This is a genomic window from Bartonella sp. CL25QHWL (assembly GCF_042195335.1).
Classification (GTDB): Bacteria; Pseudomonadota; Alphaproteobacteria; order Rhizobiales; family Rhizobiaceae; genus Bartonella.
The window spans coordinates 14867-31156 of the sequence record NZ_JBHIOE010000006.1 but is presented as its reverse complement, the minus strand read 5'-3'; the positions used below and the strand labels follow the sequence as shown (position 1 = coordinate 31156).

20 protein-coding genes and 1 pseudogene are annotated in these 16290 nt (G+C 39.0%); 17 read left to right on the top strand and 4 right to left on the bottom strand.

Going from position 1 to position 16290, the window contains the following annotated elements; genetic code table 11:
- Positions 1–30: 30 nt before the first annotated feature.
- Positions 31–411, bottom strand: a complete 381-nt coding sequence (locus tag ACFILY_RS04640) for a hypothetical protein (RefSeq protein WP_375621921.1) — start codon at positions 409–411, stop codon at positions 31–33.
- 223 nt (positions 412–634) lie between these two features.
- Positions 635–967 carry a helix-turn-helix domain-containing protein gene (locus tag ACFILY_RS04635; RefSeq protein WP_375612684.1) on the bottom strand — a complete coding sequence of 111 codons (333 nt, stop codon included), beginning with the start codon at positions 965–967 and terminating at the stop codon, positions 635–637.
- Between the two features lie 112 nt (positions 968–1079).
- Here ACFILY_RS04635 and ACFILY_RS04630 point away from each other — a divergent pair, with 112 nt between their 5' ends.
- From ACFILY_RS04630 to ACFILY_RS04615, 4 genes and pseudogenes are all read left to right on the top strand, one after another.
- Positions 1080–1358, top strand: coding sequence for a hypothetical protein (locus ACFILY_RS04630; protein ID WP_375660270.1), 279 nt, complete (start codon positions 1080–1082; stop codon positions 1356–1358).
- Between the two features lie 10 nt (positions 1359–1368).
- Positions 1369–1740 (top strand): annotated as a pseudogene (locus ACFILY_RS04625) (hypothetical protein); the annotation flags it as partial.
- Between the two features lie 213 nt (positions 1741–1953).
- On the top strand, positions 1954–2289 hold the full coding sequence (locus tag ACFILY_RS04620) for a dATP/dGTP diphosphohydrolase domain-containing protein (RefSeq protein WP_375631912.1): 336 nt from the start codon (positions 1954–1956) through the stop codon (positions 2287–2289).
- 11 nt (positions 2290–2300) lie between these two features.
- Entirely contained in the window at positions 2301–2804 is a 504-nt protein-coding gene (locus ACFILY_RS04615; protein WP_375673290.1) for a hypothetical protein, read from the top strand.
- Between the two features lie 198 nt (positions 2805–3002).
- Here ACFILY_RS04615 and ACFILY_RS04610 read toward each other — a convergent pair whose 3' ends face one another.
- The gene (locus ACFILY_RS04610; RefSeq protein ID WP_375637970.1) at positions 3003–3638 is read right to left on the bottom strand and encodes a hypothetical protein; all 636 of its coding nucleotides are present in this window, start codon (positions 3636–3638) and stop codon (positions 3003–3005) included.
- A 75-nt stretch (positions 3639–3713) separates the two neighbouring features.
- Here ACFILY_RS04610 and ACFILY_RS04605 point away from each other — a divergent pair, with 75 nt between their 5' ends.
- From ACFILY_RS04605 to ACFILY_RS04565, 9 genes are all read left to right on the top strand, one after another.
- On the top strand, positions 3714–4187 hold the full coding sequence (locus ACFILY_RS04605) for a crossover junction endodeoxyribonuclease RuvC (RefSeq protein WP_375637971.1): 474 nt from the start codon (positions 3714–3716) through the stop codon (positions 4185–4187).
- On the top strand, positions 4177–5433 hold the full coding sequence (locus tag ACFILY_RS04600) for a hypothetical protein (RefSeq protein WP_404977401.1): 1257 nt from the start codon (positions 4177–4179) through the stop codon (positions 5431–5433). Before ACFILY_RS04605 ends, ACFILY_RS04600 begins: the two co-directional genes overlap by 11 nt.
- Before the next feature lie 273 nt (positions 5434–5706).
- A complete protein-coding gene (locus ACFILY_RS04595) occupies positions 5707–6096 on the top strand; it encodes a hypothetical protein (protein ID WP_375658056.1) in 390 nt (129 codons plus the stop codon).
- A 293-nt stretch (positions 6097–6389) separates the two neighbouring features.
- Entirely contained in the window at positions 6390–7187 is a 798-nt protein-coding gene (locus tag ACFILY_RS04590) for a hypothetical protein (protein WP_375637986.1), read from the top strand.
- Positions 7188–7437: 250 nt separating this feature from the next.
- Entirely contained in the window at positions 7438–8904 is a 1467-nt protein-coding gene (locus tag ACFILY_RS04585; protein ID WP_375673286.1) for a replicative DNA helicase, read from the top strand.
- Between the two features lie 85 nt (positions 8905–8989).
- Positions 8990–9430 (top strand): single-stranded DNA-binding protein, encoded by a 441-nt coding sequence (ssb, locus tag ACFILY_RS04580; protein WP_375673284.1) that lies wholly within the window; start codon positions 8990–8992, stop codon positions 9428–9430.
- A gap of 76 nt (positions 9431–9506) precedes the next feature.
- Entirely contained in the window at positions 9507–10016 is a 510-nt protein-coding gene (locus tag ACFILY_RS04575) for a Panacea domain-containing protein (protein WP_375627966.1), read from the top strand.
- The gene (locus tag ACFILY_RS04570) at positions 9952–10392 is read left to right on the top strand and encodes a hypothetical protein (RefSeq protein WP_375673282.1); all 441 of its coding nucleotides are present in this window, start codon (positions 9952–9954) and stop codon (positions 10390–10392) included. Before ACFILY_RS04575 ends, ACFILY_RS04570 begins: the two co-directional genes overlap by 65 nt.
- Positions 10379–10933 carry a hypothetical protein gene (locus ACFILY_RS04565; RefSeq protein WP_375637949.1) on the top strand — a complete coding sequence of 185 codons (555 nt, stop codon included), beginning with the start codon at positions 10379–10381 and terminating at the stop codon, positions 10931–10933. Before ACFILY_RS04570 ends, ACFILY_RS04565 begins: the two co-directional genes overlap by 14 nt.
- On the opposite strand, the gene ACFILY_RS04560 is transcribed toward ACFILY_RS04565, so the two are convergent.
- On the bottom strand, positions 10917–11462 hold the full coding sequence (locus ACFILY_RS04560; protein ID WP_375631936.1) for a hypothetical protein: 546 nt from the start codon (positions 11460–11462) through the stop codon (positions 10917–10919). The genes ACFILY_RS04565 and ACFILY_RS04560 overlap by 17 nt on opposite strands.
- Positions 11463–11666: 204 nt before the next feature.
- On the opposite strand from ACFILY_RS04560, the gene ACFILY_RS04555 reads away from it, so the two are divergent.
- The 4 genes from ACFILY_RS04555 to ACFILY_RS04540 are packed head-to-tail and all read left to right on the top strand — an operon-like array spanning position 11667 to position 16203.
- On the top strand, positions 11667–11999 hold the full coding sequence (locus tag ACFILY_RS04555; RefSeq protein WP_375655581.1) for a hypothetical protein: 333 nt from the start codon (positions 11667–11669) through the stop codon (positions 11997–11999).
- Positions 11980–13308 (top strand): PBSX family phage terminase large subunit, encoded by a 1329-nt coding sequence (locus tag ACFILY_RS04550; RefSeq protein ID WP_375673281.1) that lies wholly within the window; start codon positions 11980–11982, stop codon positions 13306–13308. The genes ACFILY_RS04555 and ACFILY_RS04550 overlap by 20 nt, the downstream gene beginning before the upstream one ends.
- Entirely contained in the window at positions 13293–15302 is a 2010-nt protein-coding gene (locus ACFILY_RS04545; RefSeq protein ID WP_375645341.1) for a portal protein, read from the top strand. Before ACFILY_RS04550 ends, ACFILY_RS04545 begins: the two co-directional genes overlap by 16 nt.
- Before the next feature lie 13 nt (positions 15303–15315).
- Positions 15316–16203, top strand: a complete 888-nt coding sequence (locus ACFILY_RS04540; protein ID WP_375657584.1) for a hypothetical protein — start codon at positions 15316–15318, stop codon at positions 16201–16203.
- The last annotated feature ends 87 nt before the right edge of the window (positions 16204–16290 follow it).

Genomic DNA, 16290 nt, shown 5'->3' with positions numbered 1-16290 from the left:
GGTGGCGTCTTTTAAAAACGCCTTTAGCTTTTAAAGCACATCACAAGGACGCAAACGGTGTTGTTTTTCGTAAGAACCATACATTGCATCATCATATTCGCGCTGTTTTATATCATCTAAAAAAAAACCGTATGCTGTGCTGTGTAGAATAAAATCGTGAGGAATGTTTCCGTTGAAACACTGCTCTTCACATTCTTTAAGATAGAATTCGGCAATATCTTCAGAGATATCTTCGCAACGATTAGTCGTTGGTTCAATACGCAAAATTTGGACAGCATTATCGGCTTGGTCGATAAATTTGATCATGTCACTTTCTTCTAAGAAAGGACCAGATTTAGCGAGATTTTGCTCTTCATTTTCGCACATCACTAAGAGAATTTCATCAGAATTTATAAACACTGGTTTATTCACAAATGCCTCCATACTGCCTATTGGCAAAAGTTATTTTCTAAGATATGGGAGATAAATATATGCAAAAAGTGCAAGTGTCAACATAAAAATGTAAAAAGTGCATATTTATGCTAGATATGTTTTTTTAAAAAGTGCACTATCCACAATTTATGGAGATACAAAATGCAAATAGCGGAACAAGATTCTAATCTTTTAAAAGGGTTTTCTCAGAAAGAAAAGGAAACTATAACTTATCTTTTGATTGCCTTAAAAACTCAATATATAAAATCACAGACTTCTTGTTTTCTTCAGAAAGATCACGATAAAAATTCATAAATTCTTGATCAACATCATTGAAGAAATTGGGGGGGGGCTCGTTAAAAAACTCAGCTATTTTAACTAATTCCCCAATACTTATGCTTCTTGATTTTCCATTTTTGTAAGGATTAATCATTCTGCTTATAGTGGATTGATGGATTCCCAAGTAGGCGGCTAGTTCTATTTGAGCACCGTGTCCGCGCTCGTCTAATTTTTTTTCTAGCCATTGTTGGATACTTTTTTCAATATTGCTACTCATAATTTAAATATTATCCCTAAAAATACGTAAAATGCAAAAATGTGAAAGGTGCATTTTTTGTTGACATATGTAAAAAGTGCAATTATTTATTGCGCTGTTATGGAGATTACATATGCCTTCGAGATTAATTATAAAATATTTAGGTGGTTTCAAAACTGTAGCAACCATAGTGCAAAGAGATGTGTCATCTGTTTATAGATGGCGTGACATGCCAGCAAAACACCAGCAAAAAATTTTAGATTACGCACGTGATCATGGGATAGATTTGCGTCCAGAAGATTTTTTTTATCCCGAGCGCTTGCAGAGATTAATGCAAGAGCAACACCCCCCATTGTCGAAAATTAGCAAGAGCTGCGGTGTTGATCACACCGGAGAAACTTTACAGCATTAAGGAGATAAAGATGGCTGTAGAAAAGAAATATGAATTCACGGATGAGACACGTGTTTTTGGTAATCACACACTTCATCGTATTAAAGCCTTAAGAGATTTTGGAGATGTGAAGGCTGGAGAGATTGGGGGGTATATCGAAAAAGAGAGCAACTTAAGTCATCATGGTGAATGTTGGGTTGCTCAGAAGGCTTGTGTTTTTGATAATGCCAAGGTTTATGAAAATGCATGGGTTTTTAATGGAGCCAATGTTTATGAAAACGCCCGTGTTTATGGCAATGCCCGTGTTGGTATAGATGCTTTTATTTATGGAGATAGTTATGTTTATGGCAATGCCCATATTTATGGCAGAGCTAGAGTTTATGAAAATGCTCGTGTTAGTGGGCATGCGCATGTTAGTGACCATGCCCGTGTTTATGGCAATGCCAAGGTTTGTGGCTATGTCTGTGTTAGTAATGATGCTTCGGTTTATGGCAATGCGCATGTGTATGGGAATGCTAAGGTTTGTGAAAATGCTCGTGTTTACGGAAATGCCAAGGTTTGTGGATATACCAAGGTTTGTGGCTATGGAGAGGTTAGCGATAACGACGAAGTTTACATGCGTAAACACGTTTCATATAGCACAAACGAAGCGCATAAGAATGATGATGGTAAGCCTCGTATAGAGCTTATACCGCCGTTGGCACTGATTGAAATCGGCAAAGTTTTAGAGTTTGGGGCAAAGAAGTACGGAGCAAACAATTGGCGTAATGGCATGCACTGGAGCAGGTTTCACGGTGCTGCTTTACGTCATTTATTAGCATGGTTTGGTGGAGAGCATAAGGATGTTGAGAGTGATTTATCACACTTGGCACATGCGGCTTGTTGCATTCTTTTTTTAATGGAATGCGAAGCACAACAGATTGGTCATGATGACCGCCCTCATAAAAATTAAAGGAGATAAAGATGAGTTCGAATGAAATTTTATGGATAGCAGTGGTTTCAGTTTTGCTCTTAAGCGGAATGATGTTTCGTATTGCATTGCATTATCGCGCGCAGGTTAAGGCTCTTTCAGAGGAGATTCAATATCTTAGGGCAAGAGTAAAAAAGGTAAATACTGATTTTATATTAGGGAATAGAAATATAACTTATGAATGTGATGCGGATATAGGAAAGTCTGAAGCAGAAATTAAACAACTGAAGCAAGAGATTAAAGAACGCGACGAGGAAATTAAAGAATTGAAGCAAGAGATTAAAGAACGCGACGAGAAAATTGAAGAACTTAAGCAAAAGATAGATGCGTACCGAGAAGATTTCAAACGGAAAAGTGAAAAGATACAGGCACTAAAAGCAGATGTTCAATCACGCGACGAGGAAGTTGAAAGACTAACACAAGAGCTTAAACAGCGTGATGAAGCAGTAAAAGCACCGTCTCATAAGAATAAGAAGAGTAAGAAGAAGGGTAAGTGAGGAGAGAAAGATGAGTCCAGAAGAAATTAAGTATTTATCTAAATATATCACATTAATAATTTGTAACGTAGTGGCACTTTATCACGTTTATTACTTCTATAAAAAGACACAAAATTTAAGAGATGAGATAATGGAAAAAGATAAAATAATACACGAGCAAGAAAAGATAATTCAAAAATTATCTCCTTCTAACATTTTCTATTCTTCAAAAGATAGAAAAAAGCTAGGCCAAAACTTAGTTTGAACCACTCTTTCTGGGTGATTTGATGAAGTGTGTTCAATGATAAAGATTGGTACAGTTTCGATATTTGGTTTGAGGTGGCGAACTGTGAGAGTAAATAGTGCTTTTTCATGTCTTTTTAGACTAAAATAGCCGCATATGTCCTGAGAGTTTAAGTCTGCTCTAAAAGGGCTTTCAAACCCCATGTATTTTTCATTCTCAGGGGTAAAAGCTATTACATGATCTATAGAACCACCTTCAACAAATGCAAACGGACTTTTTTTATCTATCTGAAAATTATTCATTTTTATTGAATATTTTGTAGGATTTTTTATGATTACATCTACTCTAATAAAGAAATCTTTACCGCTCCTATATACGTATGGTTTCCCATCTATAACAACCTTTAGGTTTGGACCTAAGTCTCGCGTTTCTTTTTCTTGCCATAAGATGGTGAGATGTTTTTTTGCCGTTTCAGCTTGGCTTTCAAGGTGCTTTATTTGTTCATCTATTTTTTTTAAGTCTTGTTTTCTAAACCAAAAAAGGAAAATTCCATTAAGAATAGCAATGACAGTAGTATCTAATGCACTTATCCATTTAAGTATTGTTTCCATATCCTATACACCCTTCTTTCCTTCATTTTCGGAAAAAAACAATCTTATAAAACACGTTATGTATGGAGTGGTGTGGTGATTAACACGATTCTTTGTTTTGATCTAGGTACCAAAACGGGGTGGGCGATACGTGGTGCAAGTGGTGACATGTTCAGTGGTACCGTGAATTTTCAATCGCGCCGTTTTGAAGGCGGTGGAATGCGTTACTTGCGCTTTAAGCAATGGCTATCAGAAATAAAGCAGACAGCAGGTCAAATTGACGTGGTGTATTTTGAAGAGGTGAGGCGTCATAAAGGTACAGATGCAGCGCATGTTTACGGTGGTTTGTTAGCAACGTTAACGGCGTGGTGTGAACAGCATCAGATACCGTATGAGGGGATACCAGTAAGTACGATTAAGAAAGCGACGACAGGCAAGGGGAATGCGTCGAAAGAAGAGATGATTAAGGCGGTGCGTGCAAAAGGGCACAATCCGAAAGATGATAACGAAGCAGATGCTTTAGCAATTTTATATTTAGTTAAAGAAAGGGAATTGGGGTATGTCAACTAAGTTGCCATGGACGAGGCTTTTTGCAGACAAGTGGGCAATAGTTGTTGATTATTTGCCTGCTGTAGAGGGCAATATCTATATGCGATTACGGTTACGTATGTTGCGTACTGGTGAACCTCTTTTTTATAATATTAAAGTTTTATCTAATTACACTGGTTATTCAGTGAAGAAGTTTGAAGCGGCACTGAATGTTTTGCTTGAAGAAGGATATTTCATTCGTTTAGCAGATGGTCGCTTGTGGAATTTAGATGTTGAAGAAGAGCTTACTAACTCTCATGAGAGTTTAGAAAAGGTATCAAAAGCATCACGATCAAAGAGATTATCGGAGAGAGCAAAGAAAGCAGCGCAGGCAAGATGGGATAAACATACAACTTATACTTGTGATGCTTGTGATGATGCTCAAGTTACTGAAAATACTGATAAAAACGATGCTAAAGCAATGCTTAATGATGCTAAAACGATGCTTAATGATGCTAAGCATGCTAAGCATGATGCTAAAGCGATGCTTAATGATGCCTATATATATAACAATAACATTAACAATAACATTAACAATAACATTAACAATAACAATAACAAAAAAAATAAAAATATTATTTTATCAAAAAGAGAAATTGATTTTGAAAATTTAGAAACAAACGATTTGGTTGACGAGCCAATCGAGTGTGATGATGTTCAATCAGAGCAAATCAAAACGATAGAAACCAAACAACCAATCATTCGCGAGCAAAATATCAATCTTTCAAACGAAGTTAACAACCGATGGCAAATTAACGAAGCGATGATTGCGAAATTGCCTTCACGAAAAGTTAAAAAGGTTGGAAAAAAACTTTCAGAAATCTTTGACACGATGATGCCTGCTTATTTTCCAGAGAAAGCAAACTTTTTTGAAGGAACAAAGAAAACAAGGGAAAAACAAGAAGTTGAAAGAATACTAGAAGATTTCAAACCCGATTTTCAATACGCAACTGAACAAGGATTAACGCATGGTGAAGCCTTATCAGAATTTGAAAAATTTGTACGCTTTTCAAAAACCAATCCATGTCGAAATGCAAATGAACGCGATTGGCAAAGCGCTTGGGATAATTGGATTACGCATCCAGAATATGGATTGGTAATTAAGAAACACAAAAAATTAGAAACGGAAAAACTATATGCAACCGCATGCTATAAATCATCATCAAACAATTTCGCAAATAAGCTTTCAGAAAGATTTAGCATACCCCCAACAGCGATCTACGCTTAAAGACACTTATGGATCAGAAATAGAGCTTTTTTGGGGAGCATCAGTCATGAAATCGTATTTAAAAGGATCCGAAAAAACAGCAAAGTAGTGAAATTTGCTGATGATTTTGAGAATAGAGATGCGTTTAAATTGACAGAAAGGCACCGTACAGAGCGATTTAAAGATTTTGTGATAAAAACCACATTGAAATTAAAAACGCTTCTGTACGGTCCATTTTGAGGCAAATAAACCCATTGGTAAAGTTATGGATTTAGATAGGGGATATTAAACCAGATGTTTTTAAAAAAACGTAAACAGAAAGGGCAAAAAAAGTGGGTTGCAACGGCGGTGGGGCATGCACCATGGGGATTAGGGGTAGCAGAGTATTTTTATAACCTTTACGAATATGATGATGGCACAAGAGAATACGAAGAATTTGACGGTGGTCAGTATCATGAGATGCCTGAGAATGTTGATTACAGTACCAAGGCGCAAGTGAAAGCTTGGATATACGGTGGTGATTTGCCAAGAAGCGTATTGAGTTGCGAAGCATTGATAGACGAGGTGAATAGGGAAATCAAAAAACGTACAGTGAAAGCAGTGAAAACTTATGATGATATAGACAGTGAACTAGAGAAAGCACTTGATATTCAATTAGGTAGGTATCAAAATGAAAAAAATTGAAAAAAATAAAAAATACGTATTGACATTAAGGAAAGGTTCGTTTAGAAAGGTCGACAAGTGCTCAAAACACTAAATCACAAGCGGATAGACCCCGATAAGGTTTTTCCCATTTCTTTAAATACTGACTGTCTTTTATGTTGTGATTAGCATATAACGATTATGTCGGGTGTGTTCACACCATACAATACTCTTTATGAGAAAAGTGTGACGACGGACTTGTGACCGTGTTTTGAACACCCGGCGCCCTTATAGGGTTGTCAATTCAAAACCCAATTATCACAAGGATTACTAGCATGAACGCTACAGTTAAAAATCAAGAATCTTCCTTTTTTATTACAGATGATAATGGCTCTTTTAAAAAGAGAGAGTTTGCAAAAAAATACGAATTTACAGGCGAGACGATTGAAGTTGGTTTTAAGACACTTCATAGAATTAGAGCATTAAGAGATTTTGGAGATGTCAAAAAAGGGGACCTCGGCGGCTTTATAGGTAGTGAATACAATTTATCGCATCATGGCAATTGCTGGGTCGGAGGTAAAGCCAAGGTTTATGCTAATGCACGGGTTTACGATAATGCCGTTGTAAGTGGTTATGCTCATGTTAATGTGGAAGCTTGTATTTATGAAAACGCCCGTGTTTATGGCAAGGCGGTTGTAGGTGGCTTTGTTTATGGAAATGCTGAGGTTTATGGTTTTGCACGTATTTATCCTCGTGCAAGAATTTATGGGAATGCTCACGTTCATTATAATGCTTGGGTTTTTAATGATACACATATTTTTGGTAATGCCAAGCTTTCTGGATATGCTTGCATTTATGCTGATGTAAAAGTTTATGGTAATGCCAAGGTTCTAGGCTTTTCAAAACTTTATAAAAATGCACACGTTCATGGGAACGCTGTTATTGAAGGGCATGCTGAAATTCATGGGATTATTTATGGTAATGCAAAAATATCAGGTTATTCAAAAATTTATGGGAAGGTTTCAGGCAAGGCAAAATTAAGAGAGTGTGATTTTGTTCATAGGGAAGGTGAGGTTTATAGTGGCAATAAAGTCATATATAACTCGAATAATATTTTAGAAAAAGCAGCGTAAATGACGGCGCGGGGGGGCTGCTTTATAGCAAAAAAGCCGCGTCCTTTAAGACACGGCTTTTATTATCAAAACAGCTAGCGATCCAAATAAACGATTAAAATAACCAATCGAAATATAAAAGAACATCTCTTTATTGCACAAAACGTATCAAAACGCAAGCTGTTAAGTAAAATAAAAATGGGATTCACACTGTAGATTCAGTGATTTATAATTATCATTTATCAAATCAATTTAAATCATAATGAATAAAATGAACGCTGTTAAATTACCTTCTTTTCAAACAGAAGAACAATCTTCTTTTCGTCAACTGCCCCATAATATTGAAGCAGAGAAAGCTTTGCTGGGTGCTATCATTATCAATAATAATGCTCTTGATAGCGTTTCTGATTTTTTAAAAGCAGAGCATTTTTTTGAACCGTTGCATCAAAGGCTTTTTGATATCATTTCACAAATTATTCAAAGTGGAAAAGTTGCAGATCCCATTACTATTAAGCCCTTTGTTGAAAATGATGAGAAAATTGGTGACATCACTGTATATAATTACGTGGTGCGTTTAGCTACCGAGGCAGTCACAATCATTAATACTAAAGATTATGGAAGCGTCATTTATGATCTGTTTATCCGACGCTCTTTAATTAACCTTGGCACTCAAGTTGTGAATAGAGCTTATGATGTTTCTGTAGAACTTACAACATCACAACAAATTGAAACTGTTGAAAATCAGTTGTTTGAATTGGCAGAAAAGGGAAAATATGGGGGTGGGTTTGAAAACTTTAATACAGCCATTGCAAAAGCACTTAACATGGCAAGTGCAGCGAAAAAGCGTTCTTCAAGGCTCTCAGGGATAGCTACCCATATCAAAACACTTGATGAGAAAATGGGAGGGTTACAAGCATCTGATTTGATTATCCTTGCGGGGCGCCCTGCTATGGGTAAAACCTCACTGGCGACCAATATTGCTTTTAATATTGCCAATGCTTGCAAGCGTCATGATAACAGCCAAGCCAATGAAGGGGGTATTGTAGGTTTCTTCTCACTTGAAATGTCATCTGAACAGCTTGCAACTCGTATTATCTCAGAGCAAATAAAGGTTTCTTCTTCTGATATGCGCCGTGGTAATATCTCAGAAGAGCAATTTGCAAAAATTATTCACGCAATGCGTTCCTTACAAACAATCCCTCTTTATATTGATCAAACGGGTGGTGTATCCCTAGCACAATTGGCCGCCCGTGCAAGGCGTCTTAAACGACAACATGGTCTAGATGTCTTGATTATCGATTATATCCAACTCATGACAAGCGGTTCAAAGCGTTCATTAGAAAACCGCGTTCAAGAAATTACAGCCATTACCACCGGATTAAAAGCACTTGCAAAAGAACTCAATATTCCCATCATTGCTCTGTCACAACTTTCGCGCCAAGTTGAAAACCGAACCGATAAACGTCCGCAACTCTCTGATTTACGTGAATCTGGTTCAATCGAGCAAGATGCCGACATTGTTCTGTTCGTTTATCGTGAAGAATATTATCTCAAAAATGAAGAACCAAAAGAAGGCACTGCTGAGTATAGCAAATGGCAAGATGCAATGGAGCAAGCCAAGGGTAAAGCCGAGGTTATTATAGCAAAACAACGCCATGGTCCGACAGGAATCGTTCCCCTTGCATTTCAATCCGATTTTACACGCTTTAGTGATTTAGCACATAATGTAAAACATTAAATAATTGTTATTAGCTAACTGAAAACATTGTAAAAACACATAAAACATGTTATGATCTTTACATCATTTAATGGGACTTACAAACATGCTTAATAAAGTGATTTTAATTGGTCATTTAGGTGCCAGTCCAGAAAGCAAAACAATGTCATCTGGCATCGAGGTGGTCAATTTTCGAATGGCAACGTCTGAGAGCTATACAGACAAGGCAACCAATAAAAGAATAGACAAAACCGAATGGCATTCCATTGTGGTGTTTAATCCACATCTTGCAAAAATAGCTCTCCAGTATCTGAATAAGGGCAGCAAAGTTTATATCGAGGGGCGACTACAAACCCGTAAATGGCAAGATAAAAACGGTGTTGAACGGTATGTAACAGAAGTCATATTGCCTCAGTACAAAGGCGAGTTAAAGCTTTTAGATGGCAAAAATGATGATAATCAAGATCAGTCATCTGCTTATGACAGAAGCATTTACAGACCTCTTGATACGCCCCATACCGTTATGAATGACAGTGTTCCTTTTTAAGGATATTATTGAATGAGGAAAGTGATCATGTTAAAGCAATTCTGTAAAGTTGTATATTTTGTGGGGTATGAATGATATGTACCAAGTTCAGCAAATTGCTAACTTCTTTCTTGAAAAGGGACGTGAAGAGAATATCCCAATTTCTCCTATGAAGCTCATTAAACTGGTGTATCTTGCGTATGGATGGATGTTAGCAGCTACAGGTAAGCGTCTCTTTCCTGATCGTATAGAAGCATGGCAGCATGGTCCCGTGATTCCGGCTCTTTATCATGAGTTTAAAGATTGGGGAAGGCGTTTTATCGATTGCTATTCTCGAACAGTTGATTTAGAGACAGGAGAAATTTTGATTCCTAAAATTCCTAAAGAATCCGCTGATAAATATACAGTTAAGTTATTAGAGATCGTCTGGAATGCTTATAAAAATTTTTCACCTTGGCGCTTGCGCAATGAATCTCATGAGAATGGATCTCCGTGGGAGAGAGTATATGATTGTGGGCAATTTGGTGTGAAGCTAAAAGACGATGACATCAAAGAATATTTCACACAAAAAATTAACGGGTATTTACAAGAGCCGGAAAAAAAATAAACACCTTCATCTTAAGCAACTTCAACGTGCAAGTGATGCTGTTGGAAATCAATCTATTAGAGTGATTGCAGATTGTCTTCCGAGGAGAACTGTTCATTATGCTGTTACAGAACAAGAAATAAATCTATTAAAAGATCACGCAACGTCTGCATGTCGTTTTCATGGAATAATGGGGACTTTATTGGGTACGCTTTTAATTTTGTCCATAGAACTATTTTGGGATAAAAGTCATTTAAAAATTAAGCTAGTTTTTATAATTATAATATCGATCATTCTGGTTTTGTTATTCTTTTATAGTCTAAAGTTCAAGTCAAAAGCAGAGGAAATTTGGCAAAATATTAAACAGGAATCTGGGGACATAAGTGAAAAAAAATAAAAAGAGGGGACGCCCTAAAATAGCAGGGAAGGTAAGAGAACCAAACGGACGTATATCACGTGCAAAAGCACCGCGTGAAGCCGTTGATAAATTGGCAATAGAAATGCGTGCAAAGCGCTTCGGTTTAACGCTACAGGAGGCAAAAAATCCACTTTCTGGGTCTTATATAGGGCGGCTTTGTTTACAAGGCGTGCTTACACAAGAGCAATATGACGCCGCCCAGCAATATCTACAGATAAGGAATAATTACCTTTGTGCAAAGGGCTTGCCAAGCGCTGTTTATGATGATGTGTCTACAAATTCAGACCCAGATAGCTTTGAGCAATGGGTTGAAAAAGCAACGCGTCATTATCAATCTGTTCACGAGGCAATAAAAGAGGCGCAACATCTCTATAGACAGTACAATCTTTATGCAGCGCTACAGTACCTTGTTAGTGAAGATCAAGAATTACTACATCTTGTGAGTTCGCTAAAGGTTGCTCTTAATGCGCTTCAAAAGTATTTTTCGCAAAATTATGTAACTATCAATAAAAGTGAATGATAAACTTATATAACGCTTCACTTTCATAATCTAGTTTATGAAGTTTTCTTTTATTTTCAATTATCCGCTTTTCAATTATAGGAAGGACTTTCAGAATTTCTGATTCCTCCATATGGTTCTTAGATTGTTTTGCTTTATTTAGATCCTCTATTGCACTTATTTTTTGTAGCATACTGCCGGTTAAATCGCTAAAACTATTGTTTCTTTCCCACAGTATATCATGCCATTCTCTTATCATATTTACATGTTGTTCAAAACGTTCTTTTGATAAAGTCGACATGTTATGCAAGAAATATACTTCTTCTATCATTCTAATTTCTTTGAATCTTTTTTCCCACCATTCGTTTCCATGAATTAGGTGATTATGAAGTTCGGTTTTTAATTCTGTGGTTACTTTTGAACAGAATAACTTATTAAAAAATGAAGAAGATTCTTCAGAATTAGCATATCCATTTGAAGTGGATATAAAACACGTTGTAAAAAGTGTGATAATTAATACTCTTCTAAAGAGAGTTTTTTTTATAGACATTGTTTTCTACCTTAATTTACATCTTAATTATCTAACCGATTCCCTTTGAATATATCAATATGTGTTATTTTTGTGTTGACAAAGTGATGCAAATCGTATTTAATGACAATTACGGCACTAGTCGTATTGTATCTAAATGAGCGTGATGTACAGTTTGGAATCCCCGCAAATGCGGGGTTTTTTATTATCTGGAGGGCGTATTTTATGACATCAGAAAATACACAGCAGGCTCCACAACCCATTAAAAAGCGTATACCACCAAAGGCAGGTCAAGGGCGTGTCAAAGGCGTTCCGAATAAGATGACGCGCATTTTAAAAGAAGCAGTGGTTAAGGCTGCTGAGAATGCTGGGAATAAAATTGGCAAGGATGGTTTGATTTCTTATTTGGAAAAGCAGGCTATGGAATGCCCCGCTGCTTATTTAGCGTTGCTTGGTAAGGTGTTGCCTTTACAGGTAACAGGTGAAGATGGGGGAGCCATTAAGGTGATAACGCGTGTAGAAATCGCGCCTTTGGTCAATGACGACACGACAGATTAATATTGTTCCAAAGCTTATACCGATTTTTACAGATAAGGCTTTGGTGCGTGCTGCTTGGGGTGGACGAGGGTCTGGAAAGACAAGATCATTTGCCTTGATGGCTGCTTTAAAAGGCTATCAATTTGGTATGCAAGGGATATCGGGCACTATACTTTGTGCACGTCAGTTTCAGAATTCTTTGGCAGAAAGTTCATTGGAGGAGATTAAACGCGTCATTGAAGCGCACGACTTTTTAAAGGACTATTACAAGGTTGGGGAGTCGTCGATTAAGTCGATAGATGGTCGTATAGCCTTTCAGTTTTCTGGTCTGGACCGCAATATAGCCAGTATCAAGTCTATGGGGCGTATTTTGCTTTGTTGGGTTGATGAGGCAGAGCCCGTTACAGAGACAGCTTGGCAGACGCTTATACCGACTTTGCGAGAAGAAGGAAAAGATTGGAATGCAGAATTATGGGTGACATGGAACCCGTTGCGAGAGAATGCCCCCGTTGAGAAGCGGTTTCGCTTTTCAGACAATGAGGCAATCAAACGTGTTGAGATCAACTGGTCAGACAACCCGAAGTTTCCGAAGATCTTGAATGAAGCGCGGCTTGATGATCTGAGAAACCGTCCAGAGACCTATAAGCATATCTGGGAAGGGGCTTATCTTACAGCGGTTCAAGGCGCTTATTATCAAAAGGAAATGTTGGCAGCCGAGCAGGAGGGGCGGATAGGGCGTGTTGCTCGTGATCCTTTAATGCAAATACGCGCCTTTTGGGATATTGGGGGCACGGGTGCTAAGGCAGATGCCACGGCGATATGGATAGCGCAATTTGTTGGTAGAGAGATCAGAGTGCTTGATTATTACGAAGCACAGGGGCAGCCTTTATCGGAGCATATCGGTTGGTTGCGTCAAAATGGTTATGAGAAGGCATTGATGGTTCTTCCCCATGATGGGGCGACCAGAGACCGTGTGCACAATGTGAGTTTTGAGAGCGCTCTTAAACAGGCAGGCTTTCAAACAAAAGTTATCCCTAATCAGGGAGCAGGAGCTGTTAAGATACGTATAGAAACAGTCCGCCGTGTTTTGCCTTCTGTTTGGTTTAATGAAAAGACGACGGTAGCAGGACGTAAGGCACTGAACTGGTATCACGAGAAATGGGATGAGAAGCGCAATATTGGCTTGGGAGCAGAGCACGATTGGTCCAGTCATGGGGCAGATGCCTTTGGACTGATGTGTATTTCATACAAACCACCAAAAGAAATACAAAAGCGACCAGCTTATAGCGGCAGAACGGAATATGAGAGTACCTCATGGATGGCAGAATGATGTATGATGAAGAGCATTTAGATAAAGAAAGTAACGCATCAGATTTGTCGACAGAAGGCTTATTTCGCAAGCTTGTGAGCTGGTACAAAGAAGATGTGGAGCATGTGAATAAATGGCGTGAACATGCGCGGGAGGATTTTGGTTTTTACAATGGTGATCAATGGAATGAAGAAGATTTATCGGCGTTAAAAAAGCAACGCCGCCCCGTTATGACCTTTAATCGTATTGCCCCATTGGTCAATGCCGTTGTGGGGTCAGAGCGTAATAACAAGCGCGAAGTGCAGTTTATTCCCCGTCAAGTAGGGAAGGCATTGCCTAGTGAATTGCTTACCGGTGCGGCAGAATGGTTTCGGGACATGGCGCATGCAGAATACGCTGATAGTGATGCTTTCCAAGATGCGGTTATCTGCGGCATGGGGTGGACTGATACACGGCTTGATTATGAGAACAGCCTCGATGGTGAACCGGTAATTACGCGTTTAGACCCGTTAAAGATGGTTTGGGATAGTGCAGCGGTGCAACCGAATTTAACCGATGCGCAACGTTTGTGGTATGTAGATCGCAAGCCGTTAGAAGTAGCTAAGCAGATGTTTCCCAAATCTCATTGGACAGAGCTGAGTGCAGATTGGGCAAGGGATGGTAGCTCTCATGAAGGTGTTCACCATAATGATCTTGATTATTACAGTGATGAAGGGAGCATTGATGTTGAAAACGGTCGTCGGATGGTTACACTTGTTGAATGCCGTTGGTTTGAAAGCGAGAGGTATTACAAAGCGCCCGATTTAAGCACTGGAGAACTTCGTGATTATAGCGAGGAAGAATTTAAGCAGCTACAGTGCATGATGCCCGATATCCAAGGGGCAGCTTTCAATAAAAAGGTTGTAAGACGTGCTTTTTTAGGGAGAAAATTGCTTGAATCCCCCGATCAACCCATGGTTCCAGCGGGTCAATTGGGTTGGGAGTGTATAACGGGGTATTTTGACAAGATAGAACGGCAATTTTATGGGGTTGTGCGTCCTACAAAAGACCCGCAACGGTGGGCGAATAAATATTTCAGTCAAGTGATGTATATCCTTAATAGCCAATCCAAAGGGGGGCTTATTGTCGAGGAAGGGGCATTTAAGGACATCAGGCAGGCTATGCAAGATTGGACGCGGGCTGATGCGTTGCTAGTTGCTGAAGATGGCGCCCTTGCACAAGGAAAGATCCAACCCAAACCTGTTGCGCAATTTCCAGAGGGCTTTTTCCAACTGTTTAATGAAGCTAAGGAAGCAATTAATCAGGTGACGGGTTTATCGCCCGAATTCATTGGCACAAGAGAAGTGACACAAGCGGGTATTTTGGAGGCACAACGACGCCAATCCAGTTTAAATCTGCTTGCTTGTCTGTTTGATGGTTTACGTTTGTACCGCAAGCGGCAAGGTAAGATTATTTTGCATCTTATCCAGAATTACTTGTCCGATGGTCGTTTGGTACGGATATCTGGTGAGGAGAATGCGCAATATATTCCATTGACGCGTGAAGAAGTAACGAGTGTCGAGTATGACATTGTTGTTGATGATGCGCCAACCAGCCCGAATGAGAAAGAGCGCACCTTCGGTATTATCACACAACTGCTCCCATTGCTTCAAAATGCGATTACGCCGGATATTATGCTTGATCTACTTCGTTATTCTCCATTGCCGGCGTCATTACTCAATCGTGTCAGTGAGAAGTTCCAACAGCAACAAATGGCACAACAACAGCAGATGGACCCCGAGCAGGAAATGAAGTTGCAGGAAAAGCAGCAAGATATTGCGGCTAAAAATCAGATGCAACAGATGGATTTACAAGGCAAGCAGATTGAATTGGTTATGCGTCAAAAGAGAGCAGAATTAGAAGCAGAAATGATGCAACAGCGCCATGACATTGAACGGCAGAAGCTTCTCAATGATCAGGCACACAATCAGATTATGCGAGAGCGAATAGCATTACACAGAGGTATGCATAGTTAAGAGAGGTGAAAGAATGAATGCAGAAATGAATGAAGCTATGAATGAAGATTACAGAGTTGGAGCACCGGTCTTTGATGATGAGAGCTCTTTTGATGCCGGCACTTATGATGGTGAAACGATTGATAATGATGATGTCACCTCTCCAGAGCCGGTTGTGCAGTCCGTTGAAAAGCCTTCAGAGATTGTTCCTAATTTAGAACAGCAGCGTATGGAGCAACAAGCCAAACAAGCTCGTGAAGCGCTTGTCAAGCTTTATGAACCACAATCCCAGACGCCAATGGTTGAAGGTGAAAATGCACCCCCAGACCTACGTGAGGACCCTGTTCGTTTAGTGGCGTGGATGCTAGATAAGATTCAAAAGCAAGATGCGTATATTAGGGAACAGAAAGAAGCGCTAAGACAAGCTGAGGAACAGCAGCAGCATGATATACGTCTTGGTCAGTTTTTCAACAATTCTGTTAAGTCGTTTCAAAATAAATCCAGTGATTTTGGTGATGCGGCAAATTTTCTTTATGAGAAGCGTGCGAAGGAATTGAGTTCTTGGTCGTCACTTTATCCTGAGTATGCAGATCCAAACACAATTTCTGAGATCATAAGGAATGAATTGCGTACGATTGTAGCGACTTGTGCACAAAGAGATCTCAATCCGGCAGAAGAGATTTATAGAATAGCGCAAAATCTTGGCTATCAGAACCAAGGGGTTCAAGCGAATAATCAGGTTGCAGAACTTCAAAGCCGGCAGAATTCTGCGAGAACCTTAACAGCATCTGGTGGAGGGGGCGTGACGGGTCCTATGACTTTAGAATCTATTGGAAATATGTCTGATAAAGAATTTGGAGAATGGTATAGCAATCCTAAGAATCAAATCATTTTTGATAAGTTAATGGGGCGCGATGGCTGATTATAGTCTAGGTGCATAACGTAATCCGCTTTTAATGCGGGTTTTTGCCGGCTTTAAGCCGGTTTTTTTATAGCAAAGAAAGGTAAA